Below are 19,360 nucleotides of genomic sequence, written 5' to 3'. Positions count from 1 at the left end.
CTCTAAACGACCCAGAAATCGTCTGCCGTCATTTTTTTCACTTGACGGGAGAGTTCGGCCAGCAGGACGGGCGCCGCTGGGCCCCAGCCGTCGGCATCGTAGGAAAGTGTCATCTTCTTTCGATCATAGATGACTGAATCATTGGCATCCTTGGCGTGATCGCCGATGGTGAAGAAGTCCTTCGGAAGCTTCCTGGGATGGGACGTAATGCCTTTACCAAACGGCTTGAGAACGGCGTTGTCGAGCGCGATGATATCATCCTTAACATTGAAGTCAGTGATCCTGTCGAAATTCGCCTTCCCCTCCAGTTGCGTGTCGAACAGAAAGGTGTCAGCGCCTTCGCCCCCCGTCAGAACGTCGTTCCCAGCTCCTCCTATCAGGGTATCGGCACCCTCACGACCGTTGAGACGGTCGGCTCCGGCCCGCCCTGAGAGAACGTTGGGCGCGACGTTGCCGGACAACCGATCGTCGCCCGATCCACCTGTTGCATTCTCGATTAATGATCTCAGGTCGCCGCCATATAAAAATGCATTCGCGATGTTGCCGCAGGCGAAGCGGAAGTGCCCCAGGTAGGCGAGTTGGTCATAAGAAATCGTGGACCAGCCGCCTGGGCGCAGGTCCACGGTTAAATTGGAGGTGTGGTTGGAGAGGTTGTAGGTATCAATGCCACCCCCATCCCAGACCGCCTCGAAGACCCGGTTGTCGCTTGGCGTGCCCTGCCCGATACCGTTGACGAAGGCTTGGCCCGTCGTCTTATCCCAGCGATAGACCGTATTTCCGCTGTTGGCGGAGTAATTCGCGCCGTACATGTGCTGCAGGGCCGCGATGTCGTACGTCATGAGAGATTGGGCGTATCCGCCAGCCTCGTTCTCGAAATGCTGAACGCCCGCGCCAACATATGACCGATAAGTCATTACCGAGTATTCCATCGAGTCCCGGCCAGCGCTCATGGCTCCAAACCCATCCGCCTCATGTCCGTGTTTCAGGCCAAGGGCATGCAGAACTTCATGCAAGAACGCGAAGAAGGCATAATCCGCGAGATCCGGTGTGTCATACAGCCCAGCTGAGTTGCTGAACCATATGTCGCCGCTCTTTTGGGTGCCATCGAGAGGATAGGCCCAGGCAGTCCCGTAAGCGTCTGTCATTCCGAAACGCATGGTTGCGTGGATCGCCGCGGTCTCTTGGACTTCAGTGAAGGTCAGATTTGCCACCGATGAAACCATGTCGAGGATCTTGTGCACCGTCGCGACCTGAGCAGCATTAAGCACTCGAAAGTTGTTCTGAGGCTCCCCTATGCCGTAATTGTCCCCGTAGAAGGATGGCTGCGACGGAAAACTATAATCTAAGTTGAGTGTGTCCCACCGGACATCTGTCAGGAGCCCATCTGTGTCTTGATTGTTTGTCCGTGGCACAGGTACCAAGCCGAGCATGGGCGCCCCTCGCATGACAATGCTTGCGAAGTATCCGCTCCAAGCGGCGCATTTTTAAATGTTACTATGAATTAGCTCGTACAGAACCGGACTAGGTAGTCAGAAACTTAGTATTACTCTGAAAGCAAGCTTTCTTCTTCGAACACCTCATTCCATCATCCGGGACCTTGCTTGATTGCTCCGGATGCAACTACGTGACAGGAAGGTCCAGATCTGGAAGTGCTGGTCTTCGCATGAGATAGAAGCCGGCAGTCCCTTATGGGCCTGGAATAGCGGGTTGTGATTGCATTAGACTGCTCGACGCTATCCTGAAGCTACCAAAATTCATCGAGCACGTTGCGTCACCTTGCTCTCAGCGAAGTGGCAATGACGTGTCATCCAGTCGCGACTAGAGCGCCGGCGGGCGATGCGCCCTGTGACGCAACAGAAGCAAGGGGTGAGCGTGAAGCTTGCCTGTAGCGCAGGAGATAATCCCTTGTCGCTTTTAGGCTTGTGGCAATAAACGCAGACGTCTAACCGCTCTTATGCACGAGGTGGCTGGAGAAGGCTGGCGGGTGTAGCTTAAGCACTTGAAGCAGCGTAGGATTTGGTTGCTGAGACTAACCCCTGCCACCCCTTCAAGGCTGCCACACCCGCCATGCAGGACGATACAACTGCGACGTTCCCGTTTCCAGCCGTGTCCCGCAAGAAGATCACCGCTGCTTTCGACGGCGGGCGCTTGTCGTCGGACGGCGGCGTCATGCTCCTGGCCCAGGCCGAGCGCCGGCTTGGAATCGCCGAGCGGCTGGCGCGCTTCATCCCCGATCGCCGAGATCCAGGCCGCGTGACGCACGTGATCCCAGACATGATCCGCGCCCGCATCTTCGCCATCGCGTGCGGCTATGAGGACTGCAACGACTTCGGCCCGCTGCGCTCCGATCCGGCGTTCAAGCTCGCCTGCGGGCACTTGCCGGAGAGCGGAGCCGACCTCGCCTCGCAGCCGACCCTCTCGCGCCTGGAGAACGCTCCGACGATCCGCGATGCCATCCGGTTGACCTATGCTCTGGTGGATCAGTGGATGGAAAGCTATGCCACCGTGCCGGATGGGGTCGTGCTGGACGTCGACGACACCTGCGACGTGGTGCATGGGCACCAGCAGCTCTCGCTGTTCAACGCCCACTATGACGAGCGCTGCTTTCTGCCGATCCATGTCTACGACAGCGCCACCGGCCGTCCTGTTGCCATCGTGCTGCGGCCCGGCAAAACACCTTCGGGCCTGGAGGTGCGGGCTCATCTGCGCCGGCTGGTGCGGCGCATCCGCACCCGTTGGCCGACGACACGCATCACCATCCGGGGTGACAGTCACTATGCCCGTCCCGAAGTCATGGACTTCTGCGAGCAGAACGGCCTCAGCTATCTGTTCGGGCTGGCTGGCACGAAGCCGCTCACCGCCAAAGTTCAGGACGTGGCGGATGCGGTGCGCACTCAAAGGGCGGTGGAAGACTGCGAGGTTGTTCGTGGCTTTGCCGAGACGAAGCACCAAGCCAGGAGCTGGACGTGCGAGCGCCGGGTGGTCGCCCGCATCGAGGCCACCCGCCTGGGCCTCGACATCCGCTTTGTCGTCACCAACCTCAGGGGAACCAGCCCACGGGTGGTCTACGAGAGCCTGTATTGTGCCCGCGGCCAGGCGGAGAACTGGATCAAGTTCCACAAAGCGCAACTTGCTTCCGACCGGACCTCGTGCCGCCGGGCGGTGGCCAACCAGGTTCGGCTCGTGCTGCACACGGCCGCCTACTGGCTGATGCTGGCGGTGCGGGAGGCCATCCCGGCTGCGCGCGATCTCGCCAAAGCCGAGTTCGCGACCCTACGGCTTCGCCTGCTCAAGATCGCCGTGCGGGTGCAGGAAACGGCGAGCCGCATCCGCTTGGCCTACGCGTCCTGCTGCCCCGAAGCCGACCTCTTCGGCCGTCTTGTTTGGGCTCTCGCCCCTCGGCCGCGGACGGCGTCGCCATGAACGGCGGGGCCACGATCGCCCCATCAGCCCATCCATTTCCTGCCAACGCGTTCCCCATGTTCCAGACCTCATCGCGATGAAACAGACGCAACGAGCCCCTGCGATCGCAGTCCAGAACGGAAGACATCAACATGTCTCATGAATAGGGTGGGCTAATTGTTCAGCAAAAGTTCGGCGTGCCGCGACACGTGATTGACGTCGTCACCCCTTAGGCGACACACTGTCCAAGATCAAGGTACCGGGGCATTGCCACATATTCCCGTGTGGCGTCATCGACGGATTCAGGAGCTATGACGGAATTTAGGTGACGGGGCCGATCAGGCGGCGCTGTTTGTCGGCATCGGAATGACCTCGCTGCCGTCCTTAAACCTGACACCAGCGATCACCTTCGGCAACTGGTTTTCGCCCATCAGCCGGCGCCAGCTTTTCGCGGCTGCCATCACGAGCTTGAACACCATCAGGCGAGCGGTCGTTGGCGACAGCGAGCCTTTTGTGCGCACCGTACGATGCCGCACGGTGGCAAACACACTCTCGATCGGGTTCGTCGTGCGCAGATGGATCCAGTGCTCGGCGGGCCAGTCGTAGAAGGCCAGCAGCGCCCGCTGGTCCTTGCGCACACACTCTACGGCCTTGGGGTAGCGCGCCTGATAGGCCTCGGCGAACAGATCGATAGCGACCTCGGCCTGGGCTCGTGTGGGCGCGAGATAAATCTCCCGCAGGGCCGCCTTCATGCCGGGCTGCACGGATTTCGGCACCTTGTTGAGCACGTTGGCGGTCTTGTGCAGCCAGCAGCGCTGATGATGCGTGCCGGGGAAGAGTTCGTCGAGCGCCTTCCAGAAGCCGAGAGCCCCATCTCCAACCGCAATCCGGGGCGGGACGGTCAGGCCCCTTCGCTTGATCTCGACAAGCAGTTCTCTCCAGCTCTGGGCGCTCTCGCGCACGCCGGCCTGGAAGCCGACCAGTTCCTTCTTGCCTTCCGGCGTGGCACCGATCAGCACCAGGATGCATTCGGCCTGATCCTCCATCCGGGCCTGGAGGTAGACGCCGTCGGCCCACACGTAGACGTAGCGGCGGGCTGACAGGTCGCGCGCCTGCCAGCGCTCGTACTCGGCCTGCCATTCGCCCGTCAGTCGGGTGATGGCCGAAGGCGACAGGTTGGGCGCGTCTTTGCCCAGCAAGGCAGCCAATGCCTCCTGGAAGTCGCCGGTCGAGAGCCCGCGCAGATACAGGACCGGCAGCAGCGCATCCAAGCTCTTTGCCCGCCGGGCCCATTTCGGCAGGATCGCCGAGGTAAAGCGGATGCGGTCGGCATCGTCCGTGGCGCCGCGGTCGCGGATCTTGACCCGGCTGACCTCCACCGGACCGATGCCGGTCTGGATCACGCGCTCGGGGCCATGGCCGTGCCGAACCAGGCGCTCGCGGCCATCCGGCAGCTTCAGCTCGCGCATGCTGGCAAGATAAGCCTCAGCCTCAATCTCGATGGCCTGGGCCAGAAGCTTGCGCGCGCCGGCTCGCAGAATATCGGTCAGGGGATCGTCAATCGTATCGGGCTGACGCAGGTGCAAAACATTGGTAGTACTGTTCATGGCGTATCGCTCTCTCGAAGAGGTTCTGGCAGGCTCGACACCCGCCTCGATACGCCGCCCTTCTCACACCGTCATCACCCAGTTTCCGCCATAGCTCCGGATTCAGCCGCTTCCGCACTGGCTCGATGGGCGGTCCTGCTGCTCAGCCTCAAACGGCTGGGATCGTTTACGTGATCGGCCCGCTGAGACAGCAGCAGCGGGCGCCCGCCTCATTCCTGAGGGGCTGTTTACTTCTCTGACGCCTCGCTTGACCACAGATGCGCAATCACTCTCGGGAAACGCACATGGGGAAACAGCGCCTGGATGCGATGCGCCCGCAAAGCCGTCGCTGGCCTCGCCGGATCGAGCGTCATCAGGAAACCAATGGCATCAGTGATTAAAAGCGCCTCAAGTCGAGCCCTCTCCACCGCGACAGCTTCGATGGCAACACCTGGCAAGAGTGCCCCCCTGTAGAGGCGCACGGCTTGATCCAGAGCGTTCATCCGCTCTTTTTCGGTCAGCTGCGCGTCGTGCAGTCGCGACAGGGCTTCCTTGAGGCGGCCAAAGTCGGTCGCGACATGATCCAGGTTCAGCCGAACGTGATCGTCTTCCTGTACGATCATCTCGGGGCCGAGGAGCTTGCGCAGTCGGTACACGGTTGTGCGCAAGGTGTGCATAGCGCGGTCGCCATCGAGATCCGGCCAGAGCCGATCGGCCAACAGGTCCTGTGCGATCCCACGATCATGAGCAATGATCAAGGTCCAGAGCAGCTCAAGCGGTTTGCGCTGAGCCTTGCCTGGTCCGGCTCTTAGCCTATTTCCGTTGATGCTGATCCCAAAGCCGCCGAGGCAATCAATCTCGACCGTATAAGGCCATAGTTCATGAACCTGATCATCACTTGGTGGTCTCAAGCGCCAGAGATTGACAAGAGAGCGTATGATCCGAGTATCAGCTCCCAGAGCAAGCGCTTCGTTCGCAAGCCGGCTCAGATATGAAAGGTTCATACCCGTTATCCGGCGGAACTTCAGATCACAGGCGTGCTGCGCCATATGCTCCCAATGCCGTACAAAGTCTGCCATGCGGCCTTGGGCATACGCAAAAAAGGCTTCCGCGAGATCGGCATGTAGGACGAACACCGCGTTGCGCATCTGCAGGGCGAGATCGCGCAGATCGTCTATGGCATGGCGCGCGGCATCACGTCCGGTGGCGGCCAGCGCCATCGCCAGAAGCAACATCTGATCCCCAATTCCTTGAGGAGAGTCGGACCAAATTGCGGTGTCCAGCGCCATTTGGGCGTGCGAAATCGCTCCGTCATGATCGCCGGCACTAAGGGCAAGAGCAGCCCTCAACGTGTGTGGACCGGAGTAGCCGATGCGACCGCTTTGCCTGACGGTCCTCTCGTACTGCTGAAGAACCTGGGCCGCATCCGCGTGATTGCCCTCGGCGGCAAGAGCCTGACTGAACATCCAATAGATCATCGACAGCCGATGGCTGATGCCCCAGGTCTGGGCAAAGGCCTTGGCCTCCTCAACAAGGCGGTAGAGGGTCTCGCCGTCCCCTTCCCGGAAAGCCACAGCCGCAGCCGCAAAATACCAGTTGAGGCTGCCAAGCAGGGGAGTATCGGAACTCTCAATGAGGGGCCTGAGAGCATTCACGTGAAACCGGCTGGCATCGAGACAGCCGCGCCACGACAGGAAGTAGTACGCCAGCACACTGCCCGTTGGAAGCTGCAAGATTGGAGGCAGGAGCGGTAGAATCCGTTCCAATTCGTTTTGTGCGTCGGGCACGCCGGAGTGAGTCGGTTCCCCGTAGAGCATCGCCAAACCGCGCGCGACGATCAGTTGCTGACGCGCCGGCTCCAGCGCGTTCTGCATGAGATCAAGGCTCGCCCCGGTTTCAACGACCAGCAACATTAGACGAGAGTCGATCGACCAATCCGCCAGGGCAGCTCTCACTTCGCCGTATACGGCATCGGCGTACAGAACCGGATCAGTCCTAGGATCGAGACTGCGCCAGAGTTCAGCGAACACCGTTCTTGCTACGCCGGGCTCAAACGGCAATCGCGCATAAGCCCTCAAGATCCAAATTTTCGGCTCGTTCTGCGTCTGGTCCGGCAGCATTGCTATGAGCTGAAGGACCACACGGCTCTGGCCTGCACTGCGGAGGCTCACAGCTTGGTCGAGCACCAAGCTTCGTACCTCATCCTGCGCATCTGCTTCGAGAAGCAGCCTGGCGCCTGTCAGAAGCTCATCTCGGGCAACCAGAAGCCGTCCTGCGTGCAAGCGGGCCATCTTCAGGTCTGCTGCGGTCAGAGTCGCCTCGGCAACAGCTTTAAGCCAGTCGTGGAACAGATCGTGTTTGCGCACCGCGCCGCTCACGAGCCGCGAAACGAGGCTGCTTTCCTCAGCCAATCGTGTCATCATGGCGACTGCCTCATGGCCACCGAGCGCCTGCCATTCCCCCTCATGCCCCACTTGTAAGAAGCCTGTTGCCAGGAGAGCTATGCGCTCTGTAGTGCTATAGTCGGCGAAGAGCTCGTCCAAGCCGGAGGGAGGATGCCGCGCCAGCTGCCGCAGGGATAGCTGGGACGCTGGCGCTACGAACATGTCGGCGATCCAGTGGCCGGACTGCCGCAGCTGACTCATGAAGGTGCTGCGGGTTAGCTCCTCGGCGTGTCCGAGATCGCGTTTGAAGTCTTCGAACTCGTTGGCTTGAACCTGAAGGTCTGAAATCTGGATAAGGCGCGACTTTGGCAGCCTTGCCACAACGTTATCGGGTGGGCCCTGCCGCGATAGGCAGAGCACTTGATCGCCAGTACGAAGGCATCCCGCCAGAATGGGCAGAATACTGAGCGTAGCGGCGTCCGGGGGAAGACGGTGGATATCGTCAAAGACGAAGAGGTAAGGGCCGCGATTCTCATCACGTAGCAGCACCTCGAACCAAGTCTCTGTAAAGTCTTTGAGCGCTGGAAGGGCCCCGGGAGTGAGAGCCGGGAGCTCCCCGACAGGAGCATCTGGCAGATGGGCTACCGCACGCTTCAAAATCTGGAAGAAGAGAGCGGGGTCGGCATCCGTTTCGTCCAAACGGTACCAGATCCCACGGCTGGGGTGCGCCTGGGCGAACTCCGAGTGCAACCAAGTCGCGGCCGTGCAGGATTTCCCGGCCCCCGGAGGAGCGACGATCCAGACAAGGCTGCGTGGCGCCGCCTGCCGGATCTTCTCGAAGAGCCGATGCCGCTGGACTAAGCCATAGGCTTCGGGCGGTACGAGTTTGCTCGGAAGGTCAGATAAAGGCAAGTTTCTCCCCCTAACCGGCAAGTCAGATTTTCCAACTGCTCCCAAGGTTTCTACGATCAACTCGGTAAAGACATGGGTGTAGGAATTTTGCGGCAAGGCGTTGGTGACGGATTGGTAAATTTGGTGCAACGCGACGACCCCGAAGCCGATCGGGCTGCCGAAGAGAGCAATGCTTGACGGGCTCATCTCCCGTTCCGGTGTTGATCCCTTCTTCATACTGTTCCACCGTTCTCAAGAACTTGTGAGACGAGCAGGATTGGGGTCGAGGAACCTTGGTTCATGCGGGTCTTGAGATGGGGCGAGGCGCTGAACGTAATGGACGGACGGAGTTCAATGGCCGCTTCCAAATTGGTCTTGGGATTGCGGCCGATGCGTTAGCCGTCTGGCGCACGTTGAAGGCCCCGAACGACGACAGCTTTACGGTCTCGCCTTGTTCGAGCGTAGCGCAGATCGTCTCCAGAACCTGATCAATCAGATCTGACGCGTAGTCTTCAGTCACGGAAACACGTTGGTACACGGCCTCAGTGAGCTCCGCGCGCGTGATACTCTTGCCGGCCATTTCGACAGCCTCACTCGAAGAAATAAGGACTGCTGTTGCCAGCAGCCCAAGTTTGGGAGGAACAGCCTTGTCAGAGGCGCGACACCGCATATGGGCAAGGGGGATGCGGGACGCGCAATCTCCTTACCGTCCCGCGCTCGAGTTTGAAATCCCCCGTCTTCAATGTAATCGATTACGAAATTTTATTTTTCAAAGCAGACTTATCCTGTGGCCAGGAAGACACAGACAGCCGGTGCGCTGTTTCGTCTGCACGATCTTCCTCATCTACGTAGTCTCTCGACTCTTGCTCCCAGGTGGAACGACATCTTCGGAAGGTCAGCCACATGCTCTTCCCGCCTGCTTTCGTTCACCGGCCGTGCGAGTGTTCTCCATCGGACTCTGTCACGAATAGCTCGTCCCTTCGGCGGCTGCAATCAACCAAAAAGGACAAACCAACTGTCTATGATCTTGGGACGGCAAAAACCATCTCTATCAAAGGATGAATATAGAACATCTAACCCTTGAACGCAGAGTCATGACCGCGTTAGAAACTCTCGGAGAAATGGGACCTTCTGTTCGTCATCTGGAGACCGTTCGCAGCAATGATGTCGACGCTCCTCGTAAGAATGGAAGTCGAATCTTGCCGCATGGAATAGACCATGACTGATCGGTGGGGCGATGACGGTGCCTTGCGTCCAATCAGCTGCATCGCCGGACTTCAGGGAGGATCGCACGATGAGGAAAATTGTTGCTGCTTCTCTCAGGAGGGACATTGTACAAGCATACCTGTGTCTGCCTCGGCCTTGAATAGCTTACGGAACCTACGATTGGCCAGTTTCGCTATTCATCGGGTTCTGCGTTTGGATGAGAGCAATGTTCACTCATAAGAAGCTGTGGCAAACCACCGATCTAGTGGCAGAGCAATCCGGGCTATCCATCTCAGGCCTCGCGAGAAAGGCAGCCCTGGATCCCACTACCTTTAACAAGCCGAAGCGCATAAGCCCTGCTAGTCGGGAGAGTTGGCCCTTAACAAAGACCCTGGCCAAGATGCTCAAGGCAGCGGGAATGGATCTTGTTGCCTTTGGGGAGTTGGTCAACTCAATGCCCGACGAACCGGATCGTGACGCTTCCGCAGCCTAAAGGCCGCGGCTTCCCGATTCCTTCGTACCAAGCATCTCGCATCCGAGACGGGCAATGGCCGGCCGCTCAACGGCGACTTGCTATCTCGGGCTAGCGGACCAAGTAGCAGCGATCAAGGGGGTTGATGAGGTTTTACCTGGCACTTGGGAGCAGATAAAGCCACTTGGACAATTATTGGGCAAGAGATCGTCGAGGCGCGTGATCTACGCCCTGGCATACCCGGCCAGATCTGAAACCGCGCCCATCTCGCGCTTCGCTTCTGCAAGCTGGCACCAATGAAAAAGCCCCTCACGCAAGTGCAATGTGAGGGGCCAAGTCGATTGAAGTGTCTGCGGTCTCGGCCGCGGGAACGGAGTACCAGCGTTCAATGACGCTTTTGAGTCAAGGATGGCGGCATAATTCTATATCCTCGGCATGACGCACTGCGCACGAATCCCACACTTAGGATTCTGGCTACGCTGCCTGCGACTGTCGTAAATTGGGAACAAGAGTGCACCTGTCGTGGCTTATCGGTGCACGCCATCTCTAACGGGGTAGAAATGATCTACGGGCACAACGAGACGGATGAGGCACTAGATCAGAAGCGCCAAGAGGTGAATGAGCGCTTGGCTCGTGAAACCCGAATTGGCTGGCCCATTCTGATTGCCACTGTCGCTCTCATTATCGTTGGCGCAGTAATCGTTGCTTACCTCTTCCTCAACACAGGGGGTAATCGCTGGCAGCACCCCTTCACTGGCGAGCTCGCCAGCACCTTGTCTGAGGAATGGCGGATCAAGACGGAGGCCTGAGCCGTCCTGGAGATGTCCAAGGCCGGGTAGAGTATGTTCAGAAATGTTACTTTCCCGACAGATGGCAGAGTGCGCGATCGCCTACACATGGGTGCTACTTCTTTTTGCTCCTACTGACCAGTAGAATGAGCGCGCATTGAGACGGAGCAGCTCACTTTTTGGCAGCGCCCAGGCTCGGCGCTTCCCCAAGATCAAGGGGTGTGGCCGGACCGTCCGATTCGGGCACAATCCTCACTCATTTCCACCACCAGCGCGGGCTCTACCTGACGAGCCGAACGCGATGCGGCCGACACTTATCACTCCTGGGAATGTACTGCCGACGTTACCTGCCGGAGTGGCAAGTGCGGGTCGAGAGGTTCTGCCTCGACGCGAATTCTGGCCGGAGGCCGAAGCCGCTCTACGCAAGAGCCTGAGTAGGACCAGACACGCGACAGCCGCTACTACTCTTGGACTATGCGGAAACTACAGCTTTTCCGTTGCCAAGTTAGTGCAGGTGGGCTGATGGTGTATCGTCAGTTCGATACCTGACAATACTTTCCACCAGTATGCAGAGACGACGGGCAATGACCGATGGCAAGAAGGACAAAGGAGGAAGTAGAGCTCAGGTCTCAGGGGAGGCCACACAAGCCGAACAGGTTGCAGCATATACCAAGGCTGTCCTGGCGCGGCTGGGTCTCCGCTCCTCTAAGCCACGTAGCGATGGACGACCGCCGTCCCGCCCCGCGTAGATCCGTCTCAGGCTAACGGCATGCCAAGCGGCATTGAGACGAGTAGGTTTCCAGATTCATCGACCACATCGAGCTGCCAGTCACGCCAATCCTCCTCATTGTGATGATCGTCTTGGCGGTGTTCATGGATCGCCCGCGCAATTTGCTGATGCATTGCGTCCAGGTCCATGACCTCGAGTCCGGTGTCGTCCAAGATCTGGTCGTGCGTGCTTACCAGGTGAAAAAAGCATCGCATAGCGCCACAGCCCCACCGAAATGTTGACATCGAATGTCGAGCCTGATCAGGACGGCAGGCCGTAGGCTACATTCCCGATTTTCCGCATGTACGCAAGGTGAGGTCTTATTCTTGCCGGTTATTCACCCAGCGCCTCAATCAGATTCGATGATGGAAGGGGTAGCGCAAGGGCGCGCCGGGAGAGATGGCAAGGAGGAGATGCTGCAAGTCCGTCGCAACGGATGAGTAGTGATCCACATTGGCTCTGAGCCATGCGCGGTCGATTGCGAGGCCGCTCGTGGAGCGTTGGCAGGGGACCCGCATAGGCCAGTGATTGAACCGATGAGATTGCGGCTTCCAGGCGCCGAGGTTCGCCTTGTGTGCGGAAGGCAACATAAGCCGGCGTGAGAGCGCGAGGGCTGGCTCAAACCGACGGAGCTGGAGACCTTGGCACGCAGGGACGCTCATTGCACAGAAACCAGGACTCGGGATTGGCCAGAGTGGCGTGCCACGGCTGATCCAGTGCATAATGAAGAAGCGTCGAGTTGATCTAGCAGACTTGACGCCCTGAAACTTCCGTTCCCGTGGTCGCACCACCTGATGGGAGTGCTCGGCTCGATTGTTCTTGGGCAGTCCTGTTCGTGATGGGCGGAAAGCCCCAACTCGCGCCATGCAGTTCCGCCGAGGGGCGCATGAGCGAGCCGTCTTCCCAGTTTTGTCTGTGCCCTCCCTACAAAGAGAAGAGGTTGTTCGCCGTAGTGGTCCGTCATGCTTGATCGGCCCGCTAGGGTCCTGTGTTCGGCCAGGACGATCCAAGCTGTGACGATCTCGATGATCAGGGCGTTTTCGTTCCACTGACATTCTGGAAGGTCACCATTCGGGTGCTTAATGGTGAGTCACGCTTGTCCGGGTTCCTTGCCAATCACGAGAAGCTCCTCAAGCGCTGGCGCAACACGTTGCGGGAGAGCAAAGCCGCGGAAGGATCCCTGTATGTGGATGAATATCTCGCATCCTTGCAGCGAGTTGAACGGGTGACCGCTTTCGAAATGAGCAGTCTCAAGCCGCAGGATACCTTCAGGGGACAGGCATCAGAAGGAACTGAAGGGAGTGGGCTCCGGGTCATTTGGTCCTTCAGCGAGTTGGCTTGAAAGTGGCCGAGGTAGGCGGGCTGTACCTAAGCTTTCCGGGACGGCTCCCAAAAGTCCGCGACCATTTGGGGTGCGGGAGGCGTAAGGGCGCGGCAGTAACTCACCGCGGCGACCTTCGACATCAACTGGCTCTCTGAGGCCGAGCACGGCGGCTATTACCAAATCCTTGCGGACAGCGCCTGCGAACGATAGTACCTGAAGGTCGAAGAGCCATATGGCAGCATGAACTGCAGCCGCAACGCTACTGTGCAATCTGCGCTTTCAATGCAGCAGCTCCAAGAATGGAAGTAATGCCTGTCATACGAATGCGAAGTCCGGTCTTTAGAATCCAAGTTCGCGCAAGGACCTGTCCCTTGGCTTCCCACATAAAGGTGGGTCTCGGTATGACCACTCCGATCTAGCGCTCAGTGTAGGAATTACAGCTTGGCGCCGCCTCATCTAGACGTTAGGAAAGTGCCGAAGGGGATCTGCTGTGGACTGGGAGAAAGTTCGGCTGTTCTATGAAGTGGCTCAGGCTGGTAACTTTACCCGTGCCGGCGTGAAACTCGGACTGAACCAGTCATCGATTAGCCGCATGATTGCTGCCCTCGAACGCGATCTGAAGGTGACGCTGTTTCATCGTCACGCCCGGGGTCTGATTCTGACCGAGCACGGTGATGTTTTATTTCGCAGTGCTCGTGACGTCTGGAAGCGCTTTGAGGCAACGCACGCGCACCTGACGGACACCAAAGAAAGCCCAAGCGGACACCTTAAGGTGACGGCGACGGTGGGCCTTGGTGGGACTTGGCTCGCCGGACGGATCTCCGAGTTTCTGGATCTATATCCCGAGATTCAGATCGAGCTCATCTTGACCAATGATGAACTCGACCTCGCCATGCGGGAAGCCGATATCGCCATCCGGCTACGGCAGCCGATCCAGGCTGATCTGCTCCAGCGACGGCTTTTCACGGTTCAATACTATCCCTACGCCTCACGCTCCTATCTTGAACGGGCGGGGGAGCCAAAAAGCATAGAGGACCTCGACCGTCACCGGATCGTCTGCCTGGGGGGCAATCAACCGGATTACATCCTGGACATGCATCAACTCATCTCATTAGAGCGTGACGCCAATAACGCCCGTGAGCCACATCTGGTGGTCAATGACAGCATGGCATTGAAGAACGCCCTCCAGACAGGGGCCGGCGTTGGCATGGCGTCGGCGTACGCGATGGAGGGAGCACCGGGTATCGTGCGGATCCTTCGAGATCTCGATTGGCCCTATTTAGACACCTATCTCGTGTACCCGGAGGAAATGCGCTCTGTGGCACGCCTGCAGGTATTCCGCGATTTTCTGGTCATGAAGGCAAGGAGTTGGGCTTACTGAGTATTACCTCTGGGGCTGTGTTACAAACCTGGTTAGGACCGCAAAGATGGAACGAAATCTGGCAGGCGTCCACGCGGCGGGCTGGTCGAATTGCTCGGCCAGTGACGGTTGTAGATAGCGAGTGTATTTCGCCTGCTGTCTGCACATTATATGCACTATTTTGCTGCCACTCAGGATCCCACGAGTGGAAGCCATAGACTGAAAGCCGAACTCGGGCGTACCCCCATTGGCCATACAGTGGGTTTGTTCAATGCGATTGTTGAGGCTGTTTCTGTCATTTATTCTTCTACGTCTCCGCCATTGGTTGTGATCTCGAGAAATGGAACGGCAATTAGAGGCTGGTGAGCAATTTTATTGCTCGCTTCAACTGATTGATTCAGAATAGATTTCACTGGAATCGGTGAGGCGGATGCGGGCTGTTTGACCCTTGAGGAGCCCCGCCATGGATGTCTGTTCTTACGCCAGCGACCTCAATGATGCCGAGTGGGCGCTGCTCGAGCCCCTCGTTCCCCGCAGCCATCCGGCCGGGCGGCGGCAGACCTACCCGCTCCGACGCATCGTTGATGCGATCTTCTATCTGCTGCGCACCGGAGTCCAATGGCGGTTGCTGCCGCACGAGTATCCTCCGCGCTGCACCGTCTTCTACCACTACGCGCAGTGGCGCGAGGATGGCACCTGGGAGCAGGTGAACCAGGCTCTGCGGGAGAGCTACCGCCGTGCGATCGGCCGGTCTCCTCAACCGAGTGCGGCGATCATCGACAGCCAGTCGGTCAAGACCACCGAGATGGGTGGGCCGCGCGGCTATGATGGCGGCAAGAAGATCAAGGGCCGCAAGCGCCATCTTCTCGTTGATACGCAAGGCAATCTGCTGAAGAACAAGGTGCATCCAGCCGACATCCATGATCGTGCCGGAGCCGAACTCCTGCTGGAGGGGCTGCAGCATCTGTTTCCGGCCATTGAGCTGATGTGGGCCGACACGGCTTATCGAGGGCTGAAGGATTGGCTTCAGAAGGCCCTGGGCTGGCGATTGTCCATCCCGCAGCATGGGTGGAGCGGCGGAACCTGGATGCGGGCTGACGCGGAGCCGCCACCACGCCCGAGCGGGTTTCAGGTGCTCGCGCGAAGGTGGGTTGTTGAACGAACGATCGCCTGGTTGACCACCAACCGCCGGCTCGCGAAAGACTATGAACGTTTGATCGAGACCGGCGAGATGCTGCTCTATCTCGCGATGAGCCGCATCCTGCTGCGGCGTCTCACGCGAAAAGAAAGATAATTGCTCACCAGCCTCTAACACTACAGTTGCACCTTTCGTTTGCGATGAGAGGCCTGCGCCATCGCCTGATGCGCGCGGCGCCACGCGGACCAGGCGATCACGAGGGCAGGCTCGATCTGGTGTTGCTGGAGGCGTGTGGCCACGCGGCGGATTTCCTGGACAGACCAGCGTACCAGCGCTGCAGCTTGGCTTCGTCGTTTCTTTTTTGGGGTGACGTGAGCGTGTTGGCGCGCTCGCGCACCACCGCCATCATGGCAAACGCCAGCATCACCAGGGACACATGCCGGTGCCAGCCCTGCCACGAGCGGGTTTCGTTATGCGTCAGGCCCGACTCCGTCTTGGCGGTCTCAAACGCGTCCTCAATCGTCCAACGCTGCCCCTCGACCCGCACCAGGATCTCGATCGGCGTGCCGGCCGGACACCAGGTCGAGAAGAACGCCAGGTCCTCATCACTGAGGCTGCGTCGGATCAGCAGGCCACGGGTCCACAGGCCGGTGAGATCCTCGTTGTACTCCTCCGCCTCAAGATCAGCGAGTTCGAGATAAGCCCAGTCGTACAGGCGCGCTCCCTTGGTGCCGTCGCCCGCCGACAGGCGCGTCCAAGCCTCGGGCGCAAGAGCCTGCGCAATCTTCTCGGCCGTGCCGGCCACTTCGGGTTTGTCGATCCAGGACGAGAACTGATCGGTGGCATGCGCGCCCAGCACATAGCCCTTGCCGGCCCGGCGCAGCTGCATCTCCACTTTACCGACACCATAGACCGTGTCGGTGGCCACCCAGTCGAACGGCACACCGGCGGCAATCGCGCGCTCGATCATCTGTGTGGCGATCTGCGGCTTGGTGACGAAGTGGAGGTTGTCGGGCACATGAGCGGCGGTCCGACGCTCCGGCTTGTTCGTCCAGTCCTGCGGCAGATACAGCTGGCGGTCGATGAAGGCGCAGCCCTTGTCCGAGACATAAGCGGCAAATACGCCAATCTGGCAGCTGGTAATCTTGCCCGCTGATCCGGTGTACTGCCGACCGACGCCACACGAGTGCTGACCCTGCTTGAGAAAGCCGGTCTCGTCGATCACCAGCACGGCCCCGGGCGCGGCGAGCGTCTCAAGAGCATAGTCGCGCACCATGTCCCGCAGGGCATCCGCGTCCCAGTGGCTGCGCCCGAGCACCGCCTGCTGACGCCAGGGGCCCGAGTCTCCTGCGGCTTCCGCCCGCATCCAGCCGGTCTTGCGCCGCTCCGGCCCCAACAATCCGTCGAGGAAAGCAGCCGCTGAGGCGCCAACACTCGGATGAGCAAACAAGGATTGGAGATCCGCTTTGACCTGACGCAACTCCACACACCAGAGCTCGAGCATCTGCTCGATGGGCACACCCGTCATGGCAGCCTCCTGGGTCAGATCAGCAGATTATGAGCCCATCTTCAGAAGGTGCAACTGTAGTGCTAAGACCCTCTCTGACCATGAGTTGCCCGACACCTGCATTGCCAGGCACGATATCGCGCAAGATGCGCGGCGGGAGTGCTAAGGCTCGACTGTGAGCGGTCGCTGAGCGGCGGGTCCGAGCAGGCTGAGTGAGAGATAAGGACAGCAATGCATCCATGCCTGTCCTCGTCACTCGATCCAAGCGGCCACAGGGCTCACCTGAAGCCGCCCGATGACGGCATCGTGACATTGCGCTGCTTGTCGAATGGCAGAGGATTCAGCAATCTCGATCAATCAATCGCATAAGACGCTGAACATTTTTGATGGAACTTGGTCCTGGAATCTTAGCAATCTTCAAGGAAGTGCAGAGGCTTTCTCTGTTACCCTTAGATCGCATGACTTCAGGTGTCCTCAGAATTTCTGGTGACTCCAGCACAGAGCTGGGCCCGTGAGAGCCCAAGGTACGAGACTCCTGCTTGTGCGACAGCGGGCATTGGCTGCTCAAAACACCTATTCAGTCCGGCGTAACGGCTTGATTTCGGGGTCCCCCAGCCAGACGCACACCTCCTCGAGCGACTTGAACGTATGCTCAACCTGGTTAAACGGCGGGGGCCATGGCCCAGGTGCGGGATCGTTCAGAAGCTCTGCGGTCCACGTGACCTGGTCGGCGCGCGAGCCACTCCGCACAATGCTTCCAATAATCTCGCCATGCAGCAGAAGATCGTAGCTGCCTGGAGCCAGTTGGATAAGACGGTAGGGCATCTGTTCGCTGTCTCATGGTCGGTGCTGAATGCGAGTCACTTGTTTTGGTGACCAACGTGTCGTGGGCTGGCAAAGCACAGTTCGATATCCATCGCAACCGCCTCGGAAGGAACTTCAGCTGTGGGCGCACTCAGGTGATCGCGAGCAACTGATCCAGCCCTGGGCTTCCACACGGGTCTTGAATTGTCCCGTGATCGTCGCGAGGATCCCCTGGACGTCTGCAGCTTCTCAGTTTCGAAACAGGCTGACTTGATCGCATTTGCTGAGCATTTAGAGTGCACCTGATATCAGGCGCTGCACCGCCTGATGCGAAAGCGACAGGGGGTCTTGCATGTGGACTCTCACAGTTCTGCACAACAAAGGAAAGATTTTCATGGCTACAGGGACGGTGAAGTGGTTCAACGAGCAGAAGGGTTATGGCTTTATTCAACCGGATACTGGCGGCAAGGACGTGTTCGTGCATATCAGTGCGGTCGAACGCTCCGGCCTGCCTGGTCTCGCAGAAGGCCAGAAGATCTCCTATGAGGTTCAGGCGGATCGCCGCACCGGCAAAGAATCGGCCGTGGATTTGAAGACGGCGTGATGCCTCCTCGTCCTAAAGGCCGAGGCTTCCAGGTCCCTTCAGACCCAGCGTCTCGCACCCGAGACGGGCAATGTTCAGGGCAGCGTTCTGATCGCGGTCGTGAACCGCACCACAGTCGCTACACACCCATTGCCTGACCGCAAGACCCTCTCGACCGTGTGGACCGCTGAGCGCGAAGCACTCAGAACAGGCTTGCGTTGTAAAGGCCTCATTCACCTGGGCAAAGGCAACTCCGGCGTGATCGCTCTTGTACTCCAGGAGGTTGCGCAGCATGGACCAGCTCACATCGTGCGTCGCCTTCGCGGCGCCCGATGCGATCTGCCAGGTGGACGAGATGTTGCCGACAAAGACGGCACCGGAGCGGTTGACCACCGCCCGGGAGAACTTATGAAGCGCGTCCTTTTTGCGGTTGGCGATCTTGGCGTGGATCGTCTGGACCTGGCGCGTGCGGTCCCGCCGCTGTGCCTCGGCGAGTTTTGCCTCCAGATCACGGTAGAACTGGGCTTGAGGTAACTCCGGTCCGTCGGAGCACTGGGCCGCCGTCTTATGCCCGAGGTCGATGCCAACGACGTGGGTCCGGTTCGTCGTCTGGCGTTCGATCTCGCAGACGATGTTGCAGGACCAGCGGCCCCGCGCATCCTGGGAGAAATTGCCGGACACGAACCGACCCTGGATCTCGCGGTGCTGCTATAGCGGGATCTTGCGACCGCGGAACAGCGCGATCGACCCGCTGATCTCGACATCCTGGTTCGTGAACGGGATCCAGCCGAGCGAGCGGCGGGCCCCGCGGCTCACCCGCCAGCGCAGTCTTGGTCGCCCGACTTCCTTCCGCTTGGTCAGGAACTCGTCGATGATCTCCTGGATCACCTGAGACGGCAGGGCAAGCTCCTTGCTCGCACCCTTGGTGAGGTCGCGCAGCTGCTTCTTCGTGACCCATTTCGGGCCACGCCGTGCGGATCTCTCGCTGACCTCGTTGACGTAGTTCCAAGTGGTATTCACCGCATTGGACAGGCGGACCAGGTGCTTGCCGCTCGTCGCGTCCTTTACGCGGAAGCTGAACGTTAAATAAGCGGGTTCTTGGTCTGTTCCGGCCATTACTCTGATATACGGTCACAATGGCCAAGG

General features: G+C 59.2%; 13 protein-coding genes and 1 pseudogene. 6 read left to right on the top strand and 8 right to left on the bottom strand.

Going from position 1 to position 19,360, the window contains the following annotated elements:
• Positions 1–2: 2 nt before the first annotated feature.
• Entirely contained in the window at positions 3–1,268 is a 1,266-nt protein-coding gene (locus ACD578_RS27510) for a M10 family metallopeptidase (protein ID WP_404295160.1), read from the bottom strand.
• Between the two features lie 799 nt (positions 1,269–2,067).
• Between ACD578_RS27510 and ACD578_RS27505 the strand changes: the two genes are divergently transcribed.
• Positions 2,068–3,423 carry an IS1380 family transposase gene (locus tag ACD578_RS27505; RefSeq protein ID WP_404294262.1) on the top strand — a complete coding sequence of 452 codons (1,356 nt, stop codon included), beginning with the start codon at positions 2,068–2,070 and terminating at the stop codon, positions 3,421–3,423.
• 317 nt (positions 3,424–3,740) lie between these two features.
• Here the strand turns inward: ACD578_RS27505 and ACD578_RS27500 are convergent, their stop codons facing one another.
• The 3 genes and pseudogenes from ACD578_RS27500 to ACD578_RS27490 all read right to left on the bottom strand — a co-directional run bounded on the left by ACD578_RS27500 (position 3,741) and on the right by ACD578_RS27490 (position 8,843).
• Complete coding sequence (locus tag ACD578_RS27500) at positions 3,741–5,009, bottom strand: IS256 family transposase (RefSeq protein ID WP_404295157.1); 1,269 nt, start codon at positions 5,007–5,009, stop codon at positions 3,741–3,743.
• A 227-nt stretch (positions 5,010–5,236) separates the two neighbouring features.
• Positions 5,237–8,500, bottom strand: a complete 3,264-nt coding sequence (locus tag ACD578_RS27495) for a hypothetical protein (RefSeq protein ID WP_404295154.1) — start codon at positions 8,498–8,500, stop codon at positions 5,237–5,239.
• Positions 8,497–8,843 (bottom strand): annotated as a pseudogene (locus ACD578_RS27490) (integration host factor subunit alpha). The gene ACD578_RS27495 and the pseudogene ACD578_RS27490 overlap by 4 nt, the downstream one beginning before the upstream one ends.
• 1,658 nt (positions 8,844–10,501) lie before the next feature.
• On the opposite strand from ACD578_RS27490, the gene ACD578_RS27485 reads away from it, so the two are divergent.
• Entirely contained in the window at positions 10,502–10,750 is a 249-nt protein-coding gene (locus ACD578_RS27485) for a hypothetical protein (protein WP_404295151.1), read from the top strand.
• A gap of 735 nt (positions 10,751–11,485) precedes the next feature.
• On the opposite strand, the gene ACD578_RS27480 is transcribed toward ACD578_RS27485, so the two are convergent.
• Complete coding sequence (locus ACD578_RS27480; protein ID WP_404295149.1) at positions 11,486–11,713, bottom strand: DUF6894 family protein; 228 nt, start codon at positions 11,711–11,713, stop codon at positions 11,486–11,488.
• Positions 11,714–12,486: 773 nt separating this feature from the next.
• Between ACD578_RS27480 and ACD578_RS27475 the strand changes: the two genes are divergently transcribed.
• From ACD578_RS27475 to ACD578_RS27465, 3 genes are all read left to right on the top strand, one after another.
• Positions 12,487–12,840, top strand: coding sequence for a hypothetical protein (locus ACD578_RS27475; protein WP_404295147.1), 354 nt, complete (start codon positions 12,487–12,489; stop codon positions 12,838–12,840).
• A 472-nt stretch (positions 12,841–13,312) separates the two neighbouring features.
• Positions 13,313–14,203: a LysR family transcriptional regulator gene (locus tag ACD578_RS27470; protein WP_404295145.1), complete on the top strand. Its 891-nt coding sequence runs from the start codon at positions 13,313–13,315 to the stop codon at positions 14,201–14,203.
• Between the two features lie 442 nt (positions 14,204–14,645).
• Positions 14,646–15,476 carry an IS5 family transposase gene (locus ACD578_RS27465; protein ID WP_404295143.1) on the top strand — a complete coding sequence of 277 codons (831 nt, stop codon included), beginning with the start codon at positions 14,646–14,648 and terminating at the stop codon, positions 15,474–15,476.
• Positions 15,477–15,573: 97 nt separating this feature from the next.
• On the opposite strand, the gene ACD578_RS27460 is transcribed toward ACD578_RS27465, so the two are convergent.
• On the bottom strand, positions 15,574–16,848 hold the full coding sequence (locus ACD578_RS27460) for an IS701 family transposase (protein ID WP_404294387.1): 1,275 nt from the start codon (positions 16,846–16,848) through the stop codon (positions 15,574–15,576).
• Positions 16,849–18,025: 1,177 nt separating this feature from the next.
• Between ACD578_RS27460 and ACD578_RS27455 the strand changes: the two genes are divergently transcribed.
• The gene (locus tag ACD578_RS27455; RefSeq protein ID WP_404295468.1) at positions 18,026–18,235 is read left to right on the top strand and encodes a cold-shock protein; all 210 of its coding nucleotides are present in this window, start codon (positions 18,026–18,028) and stop codon (positions 18,233–18,235) included.
• Between the two features lie 12 nt (positions 18,236–18,247).
• Here the strand turns inward: ACD578_RS27455 and ACD578_RS27450 are convergent, their stop codons facing one another.
• On the bottom strand, positions 18,248–18,895 hold the full coding sequence (locus ACD578_RS27450; RefSeq protein WP_404295140.1) for an RNA-guided endonuclease InsQ/TnpB family protein: 648 nt from the start codon (positions 18,893–18,895) through the stop codon (positions 18,248–18,250).
• 27 nt (positions 18,896–18,922) lie between these two features.
• A complete protein-coding gene (locus ACD578_RS27445; protein WP_404295137.1) occupies positions 18,923–19,330 on the bottom strand; it encodes a hypothetical protein in 408 nt (135 codons plus the stop codon).
• Positions 19,331–19,360 lie beyond the last annotated feature (30 nt).

This window comes from Microvirga sp. RSM25, assembly GCF_044784385.1.
Classification (GTDB): domain Bacteria; phylum Pseudomonadota; class Alphaproteobacteria; order Rhizobiales; family Beijerinckiaceae; genus Microvirga; species Microvirga tunisiensis.
The sequence above is the reverse complement of the archived record's forward strand: the minus strand, read 5'-3'. Positions and strand labels throughout refer to the sequence as shown.

What these genes read in the sequence shown, in the direction of transcription:
- ACD578_RS27505 (WP_404294262.1), top strand. Translation starts at nt 2,068, where the DNA reads ATGCAGGACGATACAACTGCGACGTTCCCGTTTCCAGCCGTGTCCCGC.
- ACD578_RS27500 (WP_404295157.1), bottom strand. Translation starts at nt 5,009, where the DNA reads ATGAACAGTACTACCAATGTTTTGCACCTGCGTCAGCCCGATACGATT.
- ACD578_RS27495 (WP_404295154.1), bottom strand. Translation starts at nt 8,500, where the DNA reads ATGAAGAAGGGATCAACACCGGAACGGGAGATGAGCCCGTCAAGCATT.
- ACD578_RS27485 (WP_404295151.1), top strand. Translation starts at nt 10,502, where the DNA reads ATGATCTACGGGCACAACGAGACGGATGAGGCACTAGATCAGAAGCGC.
- ACD578_RS27480 (WP_404295149.1), bottom strand. Translation starts at nt 11,713, where the DNA reads ATGCGATGCTTTTTTCACCTGGTAAGCACGCACGACCAGATCTTGGAC.
- ACD578_RS27465 (WP_404295143.1), top strand. Translation starts at nt 14,646, where the DNA reads ATGGATGTCTGTTCTTACGCCAGCGACCTCAATGATGCCGAGTGGGCG.
- ACD578_RS27460 (WP_404294387.1), bottom strand. Translation starts at nt 16,848, where the DNA reads ATGACGGGTGTGCCCATCGAGCAGATGCTCGAGCTCTGGTGTGTGGAG.
- ACD578_RS27455 (WP_404295468.1), top strand. Translation starts at nt 18,026, where the DNA reads ATGGCTACAGGGACGGTGAAGTGGTTCAACGAGCAGAAGGGTTATGGC.
- ACD578_RS27445 (WP_404295137.1), bottom strand. Translation starts at nt 19,330, where the DNA reads ATGGCCGGAACAGACCAAGAACCCGCTTATTTAACGTTCAGCTTCCGC.